This is a genomic window from Paenibacillus xylanilyticus, assembly GCF_009664365.1.
Taxonomy (GTDB): domain Bacteria; phylum Bacillota; class Bacilli; order Paenibacillales; family Paenibacillaceae; genus Paenibacillus; species Paenibacillus xylanilyticus_A.
This window is the reverse complement of sequence record NZ_CP044310.1, coordinates 2,015,153-2,032,387: the sequence shown is the minus strand read 5'-3', so window position 1 is coordinate 2,032,387 and position 17,235 is coordinate 2,015,153. Positions and strand designations below refer to the sequence as shown.

19 protein-coding genes are annotated in these 17,235 nt (G+C 46.3%); 6 read left to right on the top strand and 13 right to left on the bottom strand.

The window, feature by feature from the left end; translation table 11 throughout:
* Positions 1-15: 15 nt before the first annotated feature.
* From sufU to F4V51_RS09225, 6 genes are all read right to left on the bottom strand, one after another.
* On the bottom strand, positions 16-447 hold the full coding sequence (gene sufU, locus F4V51_RS09250) for a Fe-S cluster assembly sulfur transfer protein SufU (protein ID WP_095359036.1): 432 nt from the start codon (positions 445-447) through the stop codon (positions 16-18).
* Positions 437-1,657 carry a cysteine desulfurase gene (locus tag F4V51_RS09245; RefSeq protein WP_153977752.1) on the bottom strand — a complete coding sequence of 407 codons (1,221 nt, stop codon included), beginning with the start codon at positions 1,655-1,657 and terminating at the stop codon, positions 437-439. The genes sufU and F4V51_RS09245 overlap by 11 nt, the downstream gene beginning before the upstream one ends.
* Complete coding sequence (gene sufD / locus F4V51_RS09240; RefSeq protein ID WP_095288226.1) at positions 1,654-2,958, bottom strand: Fe-S cluster assembly protein SufD; 1,305 nt, start codon at positions 2,956-2,958, stop codon at positions 1,654-1,656. The genes F4V51_RS09245 and sufD overlap by 4 nt, the downstream gene beginning before the upstream one ends.
* Positions 2,959-2,982: 24 nt before the next feature.
* Positions 2,983-3,765: a Fe-S cluster assembly ATPase SufC gene (gene sufC / locus F4V51_RS09235; RefSeq protein WP_095288227.1), complete on the bottom strand. Its 783-nt coding sequence runs from the start codon at positions 3,763-3,765 to the stop codon at positions 2,983-2,985.
* 365 nt (positions 3,766-4,130) lie between these two features.
* A complete protein-coding gene (locus F4V51_RS09230; RefSeq protein WP_153977751.1) occupies positions 4,131-4,706 on the bottom strand; it encodes a DUF1802 family protein in 576 nt (191 codons plus the stop codon).
* Positions 4,707-4,843: 137 nt separating this feature from the next.
* A complete protein-coding gene (locus F4V51_RS09225; RefSeq protein ID WP_153977750.1) occupies positions 4,844-5,305 on the bottom strand; it encodes a Dps family protein in 462 nt (153 codons plus the stop codon).
* 298 nt (positions 5,306-5,603) lie between these two features.
* Here F4V51_RS09225 and mtnK point away from each other — a divergent pair, with 298 nt between their 5' ends.
* Complete coding sequence (gene mtnK, locus F4V51_RS09220) at positions 5,604-6,821, top strand: S-methyl-5-thioribose kinase (RefSeq protein ID WP_153977749.1); 1,218 nt, start codon at positions 5,604-5,606, stop codon at positions 6,819-6,821.
* Between the two features lie 22 nt (positions 6,822-6,843).
* Positions 6,844-7,917: an S-methyl-5-thioribose-1-phosphate isomerase gene (gene mtnA / locus F4V51_RS09215; RefSeq protein WP_153977748.1), complete on the top strand. Its 1,074-nt coding sequence runs from the start codon at positions 6,844-6,846 to the stop codon at positions 7,915-7,917.
* A 163-nt stretch (positions 7,918-8,080) separates the two neighbouring features.
* Here the strand turns inward: mtnA and F4V51_RS09210 are convergent, their stop codons facing one another.
* Positions 8,081-8,383, bottom strand: a complete 303-nt coding sequence (locus F4V51_RS09210) for a YunC family protein (protein ID WP_153977747.1) — start codon at positions 8,381-8,383, stop codon at positions 8,081-8,083.
* 336 nt (positions 8,384-8,719) lie between these two features.
* On the opposite strand from F4V51_RS09210, the gene F4V51_RS09205 reads away from it, so the two are divergent.
* A complete protein-coding gene (locus F4V51_RS09205; protein WP_153977746.1) occupies positions 8,720-9,295 on the top strand; it encodes a hypothetical protein in 576 nt (191 codons plus the stop codon).
* 136 nt (positions 9,296-9,431) lie between these two features.
* Here the strand turns inward: F4V51_RS09205 and F4V51_RS09200 are convergent, their stop codons facing one another.
* Complete coding sequence (locus tag F4V51_RS09200; RefSeq protein WP_153977745.1) at positions 9,432-9,818, bottom strand: DUF423 domain-containing protein; 387 nt, start codon at positions 9,816-9,818, stop codon at positions 9,432-9,434.
* Between the two features lie 283 nt (positions 9,819-10,101).
* On the opposite strand from F4V51_RS09200, the gene F4V51_RS09195 reads away from it, so the two are divergent.
* Together F4V51_RS09195 and F4V51_RS09190 are read left to right on the top strand one after the other, a co-directional pair.
* Positions 10,102-10,536: a hypothetical protein gene (locus tag F4V51_RS09195; RefSeq protein WP_127536554.1), complete on the top strand. Its 435-nt coding sequence runs from the start codon at positions 10,102-10,104 to the stop codon at positions 10,534-10,536.
* A 53-nt stretch (positions 10,537-10,589) separates the two neighbouring features.
* Positions 10,590-11,438 carry a DegV family protein gene (locus tag F4V51_RS09190; protein ID WP_153977744.1) on the top strand — a complete coding sequence of 283 codons (849 nt, stop codon included), beginning with the start codon at positions 10,590-10,592 and terminating at the stop codon, positions 11,436-11,438.
* Between the two features lie 100 nt (positions 11,439-11,538).
* On the opposite strand, the gene pdaA is transcribed toward F4V51_RS09190, so the two are convergent.
* Together pdaA and F4V51_RS09180 are read right to left on the bottom strand one after the other, a co-directional pair.
* Complete coding sequence (pdaA, locus tag F4V51_RS09185) at positions 11,539-12,321, bottom strand: delta-lactam-biosynthetic de-N-acetylase (protein WP_095359049.1); 783 nt, start codon at positions 12,319-12,321, stop codon at positions 11,539-11,541.
* A 120-nt stretch (positions 12,322-12,441) separates the two neighbouring features.
* On the bottom strand, positions 12,442-12,840 hold the full coding sequence (locus F4V51_RS09180) for a hypothetical protein (protein ID WP_153977743.1): 399 nt from the start codon (positions 12,838-12,840) through the stop codon (positions 12,442-12,444).
* Between the two features lie 149 nt (positions 12,841-12,989).
* On the opposite strand from F4V51_RS09180, the gene cysC reads away from it, so the two are divergent.
* Positions 12,990-13,625: an adenylyl-sulfate kinase gene (gene cysC, locus F4V51_RS09175; RefSeq protein ID WP_153977742.1), complete on the top strand. Its 636-nt coding sequence runs from the start codon at positions 12,990-12,992 to the stop codon at positions 13,623-13,625.
* A 105-nt stretch (positions 13,626-13,730) separates the two neighbouring features.
* On the opposite strand, the gene F4V51_RS09170 is transcribed toward cysC, so the two are convergent.
* From F4V51_RS09170 to F4V51_RS09160, 3 genes are read right to left on the bottom strand one after another with little or no spacing between them, the layout of a single operon-like run.
* Entirely contained in the window at positions 13,731-15,569 is a 1,839-nt protein-coding gene (locus F4V51_RS09170) for an ABC transporter ATP-binding protein (protein WP_153977741.1), read from the bottom strand.
* Between the two features lie 3 nt (positions 15,570-15,572).
* Entirely contained in the window at positions 15,573-16,763 is a 1,191-nt protein-coding gene (locus F4V51_RS09165; protein ID WP_153977740.1) for a nucleotidyltransferase domain-containing protein, read from the bottom strand.
* Positions 16,753-17,235: a lasso peptide biosynthesis B2 protein gene (locus F4V51_RS09160; protein ID WP_095288242.1), complete on the bottom strand. Its 483-nt coding sequence runs from the start codon at positions 17,233-17,235 to the stop codon at positions 16,753-16,755. Before F4V51_RS09160 ends, F4V51_RS09165 begins: the two co-directional genes overlap by 11 nt.

Genomic DNA, 17,235 nt, shown 5'->3' with positions numbered 1-17,235 from the left:
TCTACCTCCCTATCGTTATTGTACATTGTCCTCTTCGTCAATCCCTTTGCGTAATGCATTCCAGGCCAGAGTGGCACATTTGATGCGTGCAGGGAACTTGTTCACACCGGATAGGGCTTCGAGATCTTCATAATCGTCGAAATCGACTTCTTCCCCTTTCATCAGTGAGGAAAAACGGTCAGCCAGATCGAGTGCCTGCTCCATCGATTTGCCTTTGACAGCATCGGTCATCATGGACGCCGACGACATGCTGATGGAACAGCCTTCTCCCGTATACTTGGCTTCCTGGACGATTCCGTCTTTCAGTAAAAGCTGCAATGAAATCCGGTCGCCGCACGTAGGATTGTTCAAATTCACCGTGACAGCGTCATTATCAAATGTTCCGCGATTACGCGGGTTTTTGTAGTGGTCCATTATAACACGCCGGTACAGATCATCAAGTTGCATCGCCAAAATACTCCTTTGTCTGAATTAAGGCGCTGATAAACCGGTCCACATCTTGTTCATTATTATATAGATAGAAGCTGGCACGAGCTGTTGAGCTGACTTGCAGCCAGCGCATAAGCGGCTGGCAGCAGTGATGTCCGGCTCGAATGGCTACACCACTCGCATCCAGTACAGTAGCCACATCATGTGGATGTACATCCCCCAGGTTGAAGGTGACCACACCAACATGACGCTGCGCTGGACCATAGATGGTCAGCCCGTCAATCTCTGCCATACGTTCTGTTGCATAAGCTGCCAATACACTTTCATGATGGGCAATCTCATCCATGCCAATCTGCTCCAGAAAATCGATGGCTGCGCCCAGACCTACCGCACCTGCGATAATAGGGGTTCCGCCTTCGAATTTCCACGGAAGCTCTTTCCAATTGGATTCATAGAGACCAACATCATCAATCATTTCACCGCCGAACTCAACCGGTTCCATGGACTCCAGCAGCGCCTTTTTGCCGTAAAGTGCACCGATTCCGGTTGGTCCGCACATTTTGTGACCAGACAATGCATAGAAATCACAGTCGAGATCCTGTACGTCCACCTTCATATGCGGAGTGCTCTGTGCGCCATCAACAACGATGACAGCGCCATTGCGGTGTGCAATTTCAGCAATTTGTTTTACCGGATGAATAACACCCATGACATTGGATACATAAGCGATTGCTACAATTTTTGTTTTGTTCGTAATCGTCTTCTCCACATCTGCCAAATCGATATTGCCATCCGGCTGAAGCGGAATGTATTTCAATGTTGCACCTGTCTCCTTGGCTACCTGCTGCCAAGGAATCAGGTTGCTGTGATGTTCCATTGGTGTAATAACGATCTCGTCGCCTTCTTTGCAGACAGACCGGCCGTAGGACGAAGCCACCAAATTGAGGGCTGTTGTTGTCCCACGGGTGAAAATGATCTCCTGTGTGCGACGTGCATTGATAAACTTGGCAACCTTCTCGCGTGCACCTTCATAGGCATCCGTAGCCCGGCTTCCAAGTGTATGCACACCGCGATGCACATTGGAGTTCTCAAATTCATAATAATGCTTAATCGCATTGATAACGGCCAGCGGCTTCTGGGAAGTCGCTGCGTTATCTAAATATACGAGCGGGTGTCCGTTAATTTCCTGGTGGAGGATCGGGAACTGCTCGCGGATGGACGGGTTCATTGTCCCAGTTTCCGTTCAATAAGGGACTGCAATTGGGTACGCAGTGCTTCCAGAGGAATATCCGCCACCACCGGAGCCAGGAAGCCGTAGATAATCAGACGTTCAGCATCCGTACGGTTAATCCCGCGAGACATCAAGTAATGGATCTGTTCAGCATTGACTTGACCTACGGAAGCCGCGTGACCTGCTGTAACATCGTCCTCGTCGATCAGAAGGATTGGGTTGGCATCTCCGCGTGCTTTCGGGCTCAGCATCAGTACTTTCTCTGTTTGCTGACCGTCCGCTTTGGTTGCACCTTTCTCAATCTTCGTGATTCCGTTGATAATGGCAGAAGCTTCTTCACGCATAACTGCGCGAGTAATCATCTGGCTCGGCGTGTTTTTGCCGAAGTGACGAGCTTCTGTAGTGTAGTTGATTTTTTGGGATCCGGAACCAACAGCGATGACTTTCGAATCCGAGCTGGAGCCATTGCCTTTCAGCACGGACATCGTGTTGCTGGCTGTATCGCCGTTGTTCATTTCACCAACGATCCACTCGATTGTTCCATCGTTCTCAACCACTGCACGGCGGAAGGAAACGTCAGTAACATTCGTAGACAGCTGATGAACAGACGCGAAACGTACTTTTGCACCGGATTTTACGAAGACTTCCACGACACCGTTATGGAAAACAGGTGCGGACAGTTCGCCGGAAACATAGTTGTCAACGTAAGTTACAGAGCTGTTCGCTTCAGCAACAACGAGGACATGAGGTGCAAATGTAGCAGTTGCATCATCTGTGAGCAAAACAGCTTGAAGCGGAACTTCAATTTCCACATTTTTAGGAACATACAGGAATACTCCACCGTTCCAAAGAGCCGCATGCAGAGCAGCAAGGGAATGCTCATCTGCCTTCACAGCTGTGTTCAGGTAAGGTTTTACCAGATCACCATGCTCGCGAACCGCAGTAGCTAGATCCGTGAAAATAACGCCTTTGGCTGCCAGATCAGCAGATACCTTGGAGTATACTGTGCTGGAATTGCGCTGGATAACCAGACTGCCTTCAGCTTGATCCTGAACGAGATCTTTAATCGAAGCAGGTACTTCTTCCAGAGAAGAAATAGCTTCACTTGCTTTATATGTGCCATATTCGCTGACATTCCAGCGTTCGATTTTCTGTTTTTCCAGTTTCGGAAGCGCAAGACCACTTGCAAGCTTAAGGGCTTCAAGCCGCTGCTCGGTCAACCAGCCGGGTTCGTTGTTACTTTCCGACAAGGCGCGAAGCGCTTCAGATTCAACCGGAAGAATTGTTTGTGTAGTCATTGATTATCCTCCTCCGTTTTGTCTTTACGCTTCTTGGCCTACAGTTTCATCCGTGATTCCCAGCTCTTCCTTAACCCAGTCATATCCTTCTGCTTCCAGACGGTGAGCCAGTTCAGGTCCGCCAGATTTCACGATACGACCTTGCATCATAACGTGCACATAATCAGGTGTAATGTAGTTCAACAAACGCTGATAGTGAGTGATGATAAGGAATCCACGATCTTCGCTCTTCATTGCATTTACACCATTTGCTACAATTTTCAGCGCGTCGATATCCAGACCGGAGTCGATCTCATCAAGAACTACGATTTTTGGATCAAGCAGCATCATTTGCAGAATCTCGTTACGTTTTTTCTCACCACCGGAGAAACCTTCGTTCAGGTAACGGTGTGCAAACTCTGGATTCATGTCGAGTTCTTTCATTTTGCCTTCCATTTGACGAATGAACTTGATCAGGGAGATCTCGTTACCTTCGCCGCGACGTGCGTTAATTGCACTGCGCAGGAAGTCGGAGTTCGTTACGCCTGCAATTTCGCTCGGATATTGCATAGCCAGGAATAGACCTGCACGCGCACGCTCATCTACTGCCATGTCCAGTACATCTTCACCATCAAGGGTTACTGTACCGTCTGTTACTTCATATTTAGGGTGACCCATCAGAGCCGATGCCAATGTGGATTTACCTGTTCCGTTCGGACCCATGATTGCGTGGATTTCTCCACCTTTCATTTCCAGGTTAATGCCTTTCAGGATTTCTTTACCTTCGATCGTCGCTTTCAGACCTTCAATGACGAAATTCGTAGCCATGTGTATTGTTTCCCTCCATTGATTAAATTGATGTTTGCTGTCGAAAACGAAAAAGCGCCTATTAAATATCTGAACAGGGCTTCCCCTGAATTTCTACAAGTACCGCAATTTCCAAAGCAATAATCACTTTAGAATAATTCTAAACTGATTCTCATTGATTATCAAGTCATTTCCGAGAACACTTGTCCTCTCAGGAAACATGATTCTACCTGATTCTATAATAAAAGCGGGTTTGAATCAAATGAGAAACCGTTATTTCTTCCAATTCACAGTGAGAAAAATCACTGTAATTCATTATATCATTCCATATTAATCAGCCAAAAAGGGCTTATCCATAATCTGGACAAGCCCTTCCTTATTTCATTTTATATCTTGAGCATATCGTTAATCTTCTGTACCTGTTCGTCAAAATCCGCAACATCCACCACCGGCGTCATTTCGCGCGGCACCGGACCATTCGGAATGGAAATCCAGGAACGGCACCCATTATATTCGGGCAGCACCGGTATTTCCATCGGTTCATTCAAACGGTACACACGGAGTATCAATACATGTAACGGATCTTTCCGTTTCCACTTCAAGCGGTCTTCGGCAAAATCCGATGTCCACATATGAAAGTCATGAAGTCGATCCAGCATTTCCTGATCTTGGATCTCCAAATCCTGTATCACTTCGGCATAGGCAGTGATGCGGATTGTCGAAGCTTCGGGCACCCATTCGGCCAGTGATTCTTCAACATACGAATGATCAGAGGACTTAATCAGTTCTTTACGCTGATGTTCATAAGTCGGATACAGATAAAATGCCGGACTTTTCAGCTCAAAATGTCTGGTTTCCTCCACAATACCGCCTTTGCGCATCACCAGAATCTGGCGACCGTTTTCCAGCGCTTTAATTGCGGAAGCCCACTCTTTTAATGCCGGTATCGTTGTGCCTAACATGCGGATCTCCTCCCGTAATCTGTCTTGTCAGCAGTATAGACGCTTTGTCTGTTCCTGACAACAGCTTAAGATCAAGGGTTTGGGAAGTGCTCCTTATAGAAGACATTAACCGTATTACGCGGCTCTATAGCTGTAGCTTAACCCAAGAAGGAACGCAGCATCCACATGTGTTTCTCCAGTTCGGCTTTGAAACCAGTCAGCATGTCGGATGTCGGCTGGTCTTCTGCAGCTTCCGCTACTTCAATACCTTCCTGGTACTCATTGGACAGCGTAGCAAAGTCCTCGATCAGGTTTTGCACCATTGTTTTTGCATCTTCGCCACCTGCAGCTTCCTGAATGGAAGCGAGCTCCAGATACTCTTTCATGGTAGCAGCAGGGCTGCCTTTCAGCGTAAGAATACGCTCAGCGATTTCATCCATTTGTACAGTAACTTCATTATAAAACTCTTCAAATTTCACATGCAGCGTGAAAAAGTTTGGTCCTTTTACATACCAGTGATAGTTATGGATTTTGACGTACAGGACGTTCAGGTTAGCTACCTGACGATTAAGTACTTGTTCTACTGATTTCGCTTGATCTGTTTTGTTTTTTGTAGCCATGTGAATCCCATCCTTTATTATAAAATTAGTCTATTATGTAAGATTGACAATTGAATCTGTCTTACATAACAGAGAGTTAAACAGTTCGTCACCGCTGCTTAGCGGCTGGCCTTGTAGGTGCTAATTTGTGAACCGTCCGGCCTATTTGTTTTTACCCTGGCACACTGGCTTCGAAACAAGTCCAACAAGGCTCGCCTTAAAAAAAGGGTACAAAAAACGGGTTAATTCCGATATACTGACTTATACCAAGCAAAGAAGTGGGTTTTCCTGTTTCTTCATATATATGGAGGTGGCATCCTTGTCTCAATATCACCCGTTAACCCCCCAAGAAGCAATCGAACTGGCCAAAACCTTACCGGGTCCATTTACGGCAGATGCAAATCTGGAATGCCGTGAGATCGGAGACGGTAATCTGAATTTGGTTTTCCATATCACGGATCAGAACTCCGATAAAAGTATCATTATCAAACAGGCCCTTCCTTATGCGAAAGTCGTTGGCGAATCTTGGCCTCTGTCCCTGGTTCGTGCCCGAATTGAACGCGAAATTCTCCAGGAAGAGTATCGTCTCTGCCCGGGGATGGTGCCAGAAGTGTATCACTATGATGATGATCTCGCGTTGACGGTTATGGAAGATCTCAGTGATCATGTAATTATGCGCAAAGGGCTCATTGAAGGTGTCACATACCCTCTCTTCGCACAGCATATTGGAGAATTCATGGCAAGAACGCTTTTCTTCACATCCGATCTCGGCATGAATCAACAGCTGAAGAAGGAAAAGCAGGGTCGATTCGTGAATCCCGATCAGTGTAAAATCACGGAAGATCTGATCTTTGACGAACCATACCGGATCGCTGAGAAAAACAATTATGAACCTTCCATCGAGGACGAGGCGGAAGCCCTTCGCACAGACGGAGCATTGCATCTGGAAGTGGCCCTGCTTCGGGAAAAATTCCTCACCCATGGACAAGCTCTGCTTCATGGTGACCTTCATACGGGAAGTATTTTTGTCACACCAGAATCGACCAAAGTTATTGATCCCGAGTTTGCCTACTATGGTCCGATGGGATTCGACGTGGGTGCCGTACTCGCCAACCTGCTTTTGAACTATGCTTCTCTGCCAGGCTGGATTCAGGATGAAAACGCACTGCGTGACCGCGAAACGCTGCTGCTTGATATGGTTCGTGATGTATGGAATGAGTTTGAGACCCGCTTCCGTGCATTATGGGAATCTGATCTCGTTGATCCAATGGCGAAAGCCCCAGGATATCAAGACCTTTATGTACAACAATTGTTCAGAGATTCCATTGGCTTCGCGGGTGCGAAAATGGTACGCCGCATTGTTGGCCTTGCCCACGTGGCAGATATTGATACGATTCAGGATGCTGCAGAACGTGAACGTGCTCAGCGCAAAGCACTTGCTATTGGTAAAACGTTAATCAAGAACAATCGCCGACTGAACACCATTGGTGAAGTGCTGGACCTTGTGTCCACAGCCATCTCCTCAATCAAAGTTTAAATTTAGGAACGGAGGAACATCCATGACAACCCCTGAACATCAGCCTCTGTCCTCCCTCAACTGGAAACAGGACAAGCTTGAAATGCTTGATCAACGCCTTCTGCCCGAAACGATTCTGATGCTTAAGCTATATACCCCTGAAGAAGTGTGGGAAGCCATTCACTCCATGAAAGTCCGCGGTGCTCCAGCTATTGGAATCGCTGCGGCGTTCGGTGTCGTATTGGGGGCCAAAGCTTACGATGGACTTGTCATCCAAGGCTGGCTCGATCATGTAAAATCCACTTGTGCCCATCTGGCGACTTCACGCCCAACAGCGGTGAATCTGTTCTGGGCACTCGATCGAATGATGCAAAAGGCAAGTGCTCTGGCCGAAACTGGAACAAGCATCGAAGACAGCAATGCTGCACTCGAAGCAGAAGCACTCTTAATTCAAAAAGAAGATGAAGAGGTTTGCCGGATGATCGGAGAACATGCACTTCCACTCTTCGAAGATGGTATGGGTGTGCTCACGCACTGCAACGCTGGTGGACTTGCCACAGCCAAATACGGCACGGCAACCGCGCCAATGTATCTCGCTCAGGAACGTGGCATTCAACTGAAAGTATTCGCAGACGAGACTCGTCCTGTTCTTCAAGGCGCACGGCTTACCGCATTTGAACTACAGCAAGCGGGTATCGATGTTACCCTTCTGTGTGACAATATGGCAGGTATGGTGATGTCCAAAGGTTGGATACAAGCCGTTATAGTTGGTACAGACCGCGTCGCGGCAAACGGTGATGTGGCGAACAAAATCGGAACATACAGCGTAGCGGTACTTGCCAAAGCGCACAATATTCCGTTTTATGTGGCCAGCCCGCTGTCCACCATTGACTTGTCCACACCTTCCGGGGATCTCATCCCGATTGAGGAGCGTTCTGCCGAGGAAGTAACCGAAGGCTTTGGCAAACGTACAGCACCACAAGGGGTGAAAGTATTTAACCCTGCATTTGATGTAACGCCTAATGAGTATGTAACAGCAATCATTACGGAAAAAGGTGTTGTTCGTGCTCCGTTCAAAGAAAACCTGGCTGCCTTGTTTGCCAAAGAAGAAGTATAAAGTCGCATCTGACTTAGATGCTGGTGATGCGCATAAAAAAAGGGGCCATAGAGCCCCTTTTTACTTTTTCTTATAAAACATTGCATAACTCAGTCCTGTCGCATCAGCACTGTTTCGAAGCTACCTCAGCTGCTCACTTCATTTCATCGGACGTTGTCCCGAATCAGATCATCTTCAGCAATGCCTCTACACCTGTCATCCCAACCGTTATGCCCATCGCTTCAGCTTCGGTTGTGACGGACTCCATCGGCGCGTGCAGCAGCTGATCCAGCGTTCTCACACCAACCGCTCGAGCTGCAATAATCTTGCGATCCCCAAGCTTTTCGTTAAGTAATCCGACATCAAGTGCTCCACACATGATATATCCTTTGGATGTGTTGATTGTCAATAACGTCGTTCTGGGTAACTTCACTTCCACCCCAACCAGCACATGCTCTCCAACTACAATCGGCTCCATGCTCACCATAATCTCACGATCCACCTCCTATTCCCGCAGGTCAGGATAATTGTATGCCCCATTCCGATTCTCGGTGTGGACACCTGCGGAAAACAAACTAAAAGGCTTAAAATTGTCCCTTCAAATTTAAATTGGGTTATTTAGGATTCATACTAAATTTCTCACCACATCCCATAAAATTAAATAGATGCAGAATATGTATCCAGCCATATGAAAACTGTTTCAGCCCCGCAGTATTGCTTGTTATTTTCTGCGCCTCTAGTACTATGATTATTGCCACATTAATGATATAGTGAATTGAAGCGTATTTATCGACTGACATATCTACAAACGGGGCTGGGATGAATGAAGGAAACCTTATCCAACGGAGAAGAAGTTGGCTTTTTATTTAATGTCGACATTCTTATCAAAAGCCGCTCGAATGCCTTGGCGCTACAGTCCCTGTTGGAGCTCATGAACAAAGAGGAACAAATTGCGGACTTTCGCATTCAATCTGGCTTAGAGCTTGGCAAGATTATTGAAGCAACGATCCAGTCCAGAAAAGATTCGATCACCTCCCTTCACCACGAACGGAAAAAATCTCAATTGAGCGGACTGAAAACAGCTCCATCGAATCAATTAACTAATTCATCAAACTCGGCAAAACCACAAGACCAAAAGGAAACGGTTTCTTCTCAGAATTCAGCTGCACCAGAGTCGGCCAGTTCTTCTCTGGGAAATTCCTTTGATGAATGGATTGATACCCTCATTAAGGAAAACCGGCTTACACGAATTGTGGTCAACAACAAGAACGGCAAACATCAGAGTATTCCATGCCGCATTTTGAATTTTGATCGGGATAACAGCATTGTAAGTGTCTACCATGTAGATGAAAAACAGGTCTACTCATTCCGAACGAATGAAATTGACGAGTTTTTGTAGATCCATTACGAACACAAACCAAAAAAGCAGCTTACGTGGAAATTTCACATCATTCCTCGTAAGCTGCTTTTTCCATTCTCACGTAAGCCGAATCCTACTTCTCGCGGACAATTGACCAGTTTGGTAATCACCCAAGTTAGGAGCGCTCTTTCCCTCGTTGCCACACATCTAAGGCAAATAACAGCCATCCAGCAATAAAAGCAACTCCACCAATAGGTGTAATGGCACCTAAAACTTTGATGCCCGTAATACTAAGTACATATAAGCTGCCGGAGAACACAATAATACCGATAAACAATAGACGCGCTGCCCATTTTAGCTTGGAGGACACCCCAAGTTGACCAGCTGTTAACCCAACAATCAACAGGGCCACCGCATGAATCATGTGATACTGCACTCCGGTTTCATATACGGCAATGGCATCTGCGCCGATTTTTTCCTTAAGCATATGGGCACCGAACGCACCAATCGCTACAGACAGCATTGTCATTACGGCTCCAACGGTCATCCATACTCGTTGCATTTTCACTTCTCTCCCCTTATGTCATGTCACATTAATGTTTATTTTAGCGAATCTCCGAGCTGTTTACCAGTTCAGTGGAATGTTATGAGCTTCCATACATATGGCGTTGAGATGTGGATCAAAAAGGTTGGTCTAATGGGGCATAAAGTAAAGAGAAACCTTGATTTTTATCGGTAGTTATGGAAAAGTAAAAGGGTCTGTACTCCTGTAACCATCAGGAGAATCACCATGATTAAATGAGGTTAATAACAATCAATAACGATTAGGGAGGGATATGATATTCATGGAACATCAAAATACGTATGAACAAGCCGGCAGCAATGATCCTTTTGCGACCAATCCGGCAGATCCAACAGATCCCGTACTGAACAGAACAAAACATTCAGGTCCGGGTATCGCAAGTTTTGTCATTGGACTGGTAGCACTCTTAGGTTTTATTTTGACCTTCTTCCTCGCCACCATTGCACTCAGCAGTGCTCTTGGGACGATAACACAACCTGTGCAGGTTGAAGAAATTGCTTTGCATCCAGCTGTATTGATGGCATCCCTGTTTATCCTGGTTTGCCTTGTTCTAAATCTGGCCGGTCTTATTCTAGGAGTCATCGGCCTTGTGCTTAAAAATCGTAAAAAGGTATTTCCCATTATCGGTACAATCCTTAATGGTATCATGATCCTTACATTTGCAGGACTCATTCTGGCAGGCATTTATATGACCTAAAATAACTAGATCACAACCATTTAGCCAAATTCTCGTATCCAAAGGAGATCGACATGTCAAGAATCAAAATTTTTGCAGATAGCACGAGTGATCTTAATCCAGAATGGATTAAGACTCACGATATTGGGATTATTCCGTTGTACGTTGTATTCGGTGATGAATCCCTGAAGGATGGTGTTGAGATCACACCTGAACGGCTGTATGAGCGGGTTAGCAAAGACGGACGACTGCCCAAAACAGCTGCTCCATCCCCTGCTGATTTCATGACGGCTTTTCAACCATACATAGAACAAGGGGACGACATCTTGTATATCAGTTTGTCATCTGAGCTTTCATCCACTTATCAAAACGCACTGCTGGCAAGTTCAGAGTTTCCCGAAGGCCGTATCTCTGTTGTGGACTCACTTAATCTTTCCTCCGGCATTGGACTGCTTGTGATGAAGGCAGTGTATGCTGCGCAGAAAGGTCAGAGCCTGAAAGAAATCACTCATTTGGTTGAAGCAGTGAAGCCCAATGTACGGACCGAATTTGTCATTGATACTTTGGAGTATCTGCACAAGGGTGGACGCTGTTCAGGCATGCAAAACCTGATCGGAAGCCTTCTCAAGATTCGCCCCGTCATTCGCGTAACAGATGGCAAGATGTCACCAGCCTACAAAGTCCGTGGAAAAAGGGAAAAGGCGCTGGATCAAATGCTGCAAAATACACTCAACGAAAAGCACCAGATTGACACAGACCTCATCATTGTTGTACATACCATGGCTGAAGAGGATGCACTCGAGCTGCAGAAATCCCTGCAGGAACAAACGGGTGGACGGGTAGAATTAACGACAGCAGGATGTGTAATCTGCAGCCATTGCGGACCCAAAACAACAGGTATCATCTATAACACGGTTTTGTAAAAAACAATACACGTTGACGCTGGTTAAACAACGATAACCAGCGCATAAAGGGCATCCTGGCTGCACACAGCCAAGGATGCCCTTTTACATTACTCTTATACTAATAACTTTTTGTTTTCAAGTCATTCAAGCTCTTGAATGCATATCCTTGTTTCCGTGCTTCATCTATGATCGAGCCCAGTGCCTCTGTGTTATCTTTGGAGACGGAATGCAGGAGAATAACAGCCCCAGGATGTAACTGTTTGAGCACCTGTTGTCGTGCATAGTCAGCTCCGCGCTGTACATTGACATCCCAGTCCTTGTAAGCCAGTGACCAGAATACATTGATATACCCCTGAGCATGGCTCTCCGCCAGCGTACGGTTATTGAAAATACCACGAGGCGGACGCAAAAAAGTGGCTTGCTGGCCGGTTAAACGATTCACTTCGGCCTTCACCTGTTCAAGCTCTGTTTTCAGCTTTTCGTTGGATACCCGAGTCATATCCGGATGGCTCCAGGAATGGTTGCCCACAATATGTCCCTCAGCAGCCATGCGCTTAACCAGTTCCGGCTGATCCTTCAGATAATGACCAGTGACGAAAAATGCAGCAGGAACTTTCTTATCACGCAGCACATCCAGAATGGCAGGTGTAAATCCGTTCTCATATCCGTTATCAAACGTAAGATACAACTCTTTTTGTTTGGTATCCCCCAAAAAGATCGCTTCGTTGTTTTCCAGGATCGACTTAAAACCTTCCTGGTCAATAGAGGGCAGCTGCCCGTTTTGGCTTCTCTTGAAGCCAAAGTGATATGCTCCGGTAACGGGCGATGCTTCGGTGTGCACCGGAAAAATGCTGAACGCCGATAAGGCAGTCAACAGCATATATAAAACCAGTCGCTTCATTTTCAACCGCTCCTGTTCCTGAATAATGGGTTGTCGCTTCCTATCACGAGCCCCTTCAGGTAATATGCCACAGAAACAGCGAATGTATGTACCTTTTCCATGACACATGCCATGACCGCATTAGAATCGTTTGTTGCTTTGTTCGGGTTGATGCAGCAGCTCAATTAATGTTTGCGGCTTACCGCTGGAGGACAACCATTCCCTGACCGTTTCGATCGCCTTCGTTTGTCCGTCACCACGATCACGCCAGGTCAGCAGTTCGATCACCTTAATAATAAGTGCTGACATGCTGTCGTAATCCATCTCTGACCGATCTGCACGCATCTTATGATATAACGCCTCTTGCTCCCAATCGAGCAATATTTCTTCACCAATCGTTGGTTTCATCAAGGTGTAAGCCCTATTACACCCGGAGCATCGTACGGTCGTTACCTGTTGTGAAGCAAAACTCACATGGATGTCATGCTCACAGTCCGCACATTGAAAGCTGACCTGTATGTTCTGTATTTTTTCGTTCATAGTGCTCTTCCTCCTGCTATGGGTGTACTACTTCTATACCCGAAAATGATGAAGTTCACGCTAAACCTCAGATCATTAAAAATAGTGCTATATTCTTGTAAATATGTTAAAATATATTACATATCATGCGTTGGAGAGGCGGATTTTCCATGTCGAAGGAAGAGCGCAATATTACTTGGCAGCAATCGAGTTTAAGCAGGCATGCACGGGAATTACATAACGGCCATCGCAGCCGTGCGTTGTGGTTTACCGGATTATCCGGTGCTGGTAAATCCTCACTTGCATTTGCCTTAGAACAGCATCTGCATGTTCGAGGTGTTCGCTGTTATGTACTTGATGGAGACAATGTGCGTCATGGACTCAATCGCGATCTTGGTTTTACATCGGAAGATCGACAAGAGAATTTACGCCGCATTGGTGAAGTGGCCAAATTGATGGTAGACGCCGGATTACTCGTTCTTTCAGCCTTTATTTCTCCTCATGCACAGGATCGGGAAATGGTCAGACAATTATTTGAGCCTGAAGATTTTATTGAAATTTATGTGCAGTGTTCCATCGAAGAATGTGAAAGGCGCGATCCAAAAGGGTTGTACAAAAAAGCTCGCAGCGGGGATATCCCTCATTTTACCGGAATCTCGGCACCATATGATGTTCCAGAGGATCCTTCACTGATTATTGATACGGAACAACTGCCTTTGGACGAAGCCGTTCAAAAGATTGTGCAGTACCTGGAATTGACAGGTGCACTTCAGCTTCCCCTCGCTCCCACTACCAGTCAAATTTAATCCGAATACGTATAGGTTCAGGTTATGGACCCGTTATAAACAAAAGGCACAGTGATGATCATGTGCCTTTTTTGGAATGTGCGTGAGTATGATCTTTTCCATCTTTTACTGGCCTACAACACCGGCCTGCATATTCAACAACTTGCTGAATGTTCCTACCGGGTCAGTGGATAATTGTTGGTACCCTCCCTGCTGGATCACCCGGCCTTCCTCCAGTACAATCACCCGATCCGCGGTGCGAATCGTGGACAATCGATGGGCAATGACAATAATGGTAACATGTCCTTTGAGTCGTTCAAGCGCCTCATGGATGTGCTGCTCATTCTCACTATCCAGCGCACTTGTGGCCTCATCCAATATGAGTACAGACGGATTGCGCAGCATCGCTCTTGCCAGTACCAGACGCTGACGTTCCCCTCCGGATAAACGAATCCCACGATCTCCAATCATTGTATCCAATCCGTGAGGAAGTTTGCGGACAAATGCTGCAGAGGAGGAAAACTGCAAGGCTTGCCACATCTGTTCCTCACTTGCATCTGGGTCAACCAGTCGCAGATTCTCACGAATGCTGGTATGGAACAGAAATGGATCCTGGGACACATATCCGATTGAACTTCTCCACGCCAATAACTGCTCCTCAGACAGTGGAACACCATCGATGAGAATTTGCCCACTTTCTGGACGGACCAGCCCCATAATCAGATCAATTAAGGTACTCTTTCCAGCACCTGATTTACCCACAATAGCTGTCATCCCCTTCGCAGGAATGGATGCAGTAACATGTTCGAGCGAATAAGTTGAACTGCCCTCATAGCGGTAATTGACATTTATACATTCGATGGATCGCATCAGTTCAAGTGGCTGAATCGCATGATTGTCTTTTTCGATATTCCGGTTTGGAGCCTCTGTATCTGTGGTGGAACGACTAATTTCACGACTTAAATTGGTTTCGGCCTGCAGCTTTCTGACGAGCTGAAAGGCGGGCAGCATTGAGCTAATATATTCCAGATTGGACTGAATGGATGTAAACCTGGGCCACAGCCGGGAGAAAATGAGAATGATCAGCAGTAAACTCGCCGGAGGTACAGCAAGAACATGCAGTGACAGGTAGATGAAGGCGGCAATAATAACAGCAGAGGATACGCGATGAATGAGCTGTGTTCCACTGTTCAACTGGCTGAATTGAATGACATTTCGCTCGATGCGTTTGCATATTTTTTCAAACCATCCGATATGCGACTCCTCAAGCATGTTGCTCTTGATATCCTTGATCCCGTTAAAATGCTCTGTAATACCATTATAATAGTGCTGGGATAGCTCGGATGTCTGATCACCGATCTGTTTGGCCCGCTGCACGAACTTCTTGAGCACGAAGAACAACAGAAGTCCAAAGACCAGTACAATCGCAGTTAACTTCGCGGATAGCCAAAAAGCGAGCCCAATCTGAATTGCTGTAAAAATCAAGGACGCCGCCATTTGCAGGATCAGATTCGTGCCTTGACTGACTCGGGCAAGTTCTGTCGTTAATATATGGTTAAAATCGGATTTTCGTTTTTGGAGAAAAAAAGACCATTTGGCCATAATGATGGCCCGGTACGTTTCCTGTCGCAAAGTTCTTATAAATTGCTGTTGAATTCGGGTATTTCGAATAGTTTGCATACGTTGGAGCCAGGCCTGTCCGGAGAGGATAACCACGAAAATGCTCAATATCAATACTAATTGACTGTTGTCGGAAAGCCGACCTAACCATTCGGACAGCCAGGATAACTGTAAACCGGTGGTACCCATCTCAAAAATACCGATCAAACTTAACATCGGGACAAGCATATAAATGCCAATTCCCTCCATCAAACTAATGCAGATCATGCCTAGTAAGTTCCAATAGAGAACGGGTCCTGTTACCTCACGAAGCTTGCGCATATAAAATCGAAGTTCTGAAATCATTCGTTAACCCCTTTCCGTCATCGCGTTCCTTTTCATTCGCCGCCAGAACCAGAGGAAAGGACGTAACGGAAAATACAAAAAGTGCAAAGAGCGTGGAAGCGGCATTTGTTCCACATCCCAGGTACTTGGATATAATCGTTCAATGAAGAAAAACATCTTCTGTCTGGTACTTCTCAGTGCAAACAGATAGGAGCGGTAACTACGTAAATTCGCCGGCGTGTCCAGCATATCATTCATAAATAAAACCCCATGCTTAGCCAGCCGTTCTCCTGCTCGTTCTTGAGAGAACATTAAGCTGCGATAATCAGCATCCAGTGGTGTGTTCATCAGCACGGATACAAGGCGAAGCGCTTGTGCACCAATAACGAGCCGCCCTTCAGCTTTCAGGCGTCTGGTTAACAGGTTTACATCTATAGGCATGCTGCGAATCATCTGATCGATGTCCATGAGCCAGCGCAGTCTGAACCAGCCATGTCGGGCGCCGTGAGTTACCAGATATGCCCATAAGTCTTCTCTTTCCAGCATGCGGATCGGGGTTTGCGTGTACGTACTGAATCGACTGCGCTGCCACAGCAGCTCAAAGTCCGTTTCTTTTCCGGAATCCGGATTAAGGCGCCAGTGGATTTCCACTTGCGTTTTCTTGAGAGGATGCTTGTAACAGATATGATGCTCCCGCCACTTCCAGCTCTGCACCGTAGGGCGCCGTTTGCCTTCCTTGGATACATAACCGAGCCTTTCCAGAATCTGTTCGGCAGAATCCACATCATCAAAAGGAATAAGAATGTCCAAATCCTTGGATGTTCTTAAGGATACATCTCCGTAGAGATCGTGGGCGAGTGCTGGTCCTTTTAACGTAATACTTCGAATTCCCTGTTCATTAAAAGCTCCGCAGACCTGTTCCATCTCCGCGGTCAGATGCAGCATGCGAAACGTATTCGCCGTATATTCCTGCCTTAAACTCTCCACAACAGACACAGGAATGAAAGGAGATTCTAATGTTTTGAGTTTCATATATAGGACCGAATACAATCTGTGATGATAGACAAGTCTTAGAAAGAGCTTCCAGTCTATTCCTTCGGTTATAGCTTTGATTGCTTCCGGAGCAAGTGCGTGCAGCTCATCTCTCATGATTATCAAAATGAGCTTGAGCTCCTGTGGAAACCCTTTTGTATAGTCATCAAATTCAGGATTCATAGACAATTTCTCCAGTTCCCTTCTCCGGACAACGCTTGCCAAACACGCCGACAACCGTATATTGGTCCATAGTATCTGCTCCGGTTACGATAATCTTCCCACTTCGCAGCCAGGCATGAGCCATCATTTGTCCTTGCTTATTACGTGCAGTTCCCATGTACAGCGTACTCTCTATTTTGCGGCGTTCCAGCATCTTCATTGCAGCGATCGCCATGACTAGACAGCGGCTTTCCCATAATGTGTACTTGCTCGCCAGCAAAATGGCCTTGGAAACATGTCTAATCGCTATAATCTGATTTCGATTCAATCCGTTCATCGAGGTTTCATATTGTGCTGTTCCGAGCCCAGGGGCAATTTTGGCAAAAGGTCTGGCTTTGAGGATTCGTGCCCACCCCAAATGAATATAAGCCTCCCATACCATAAGCCTGACTTCACGGGGCAATGAACGATAAGCTTTGATTTTGCGTAACAT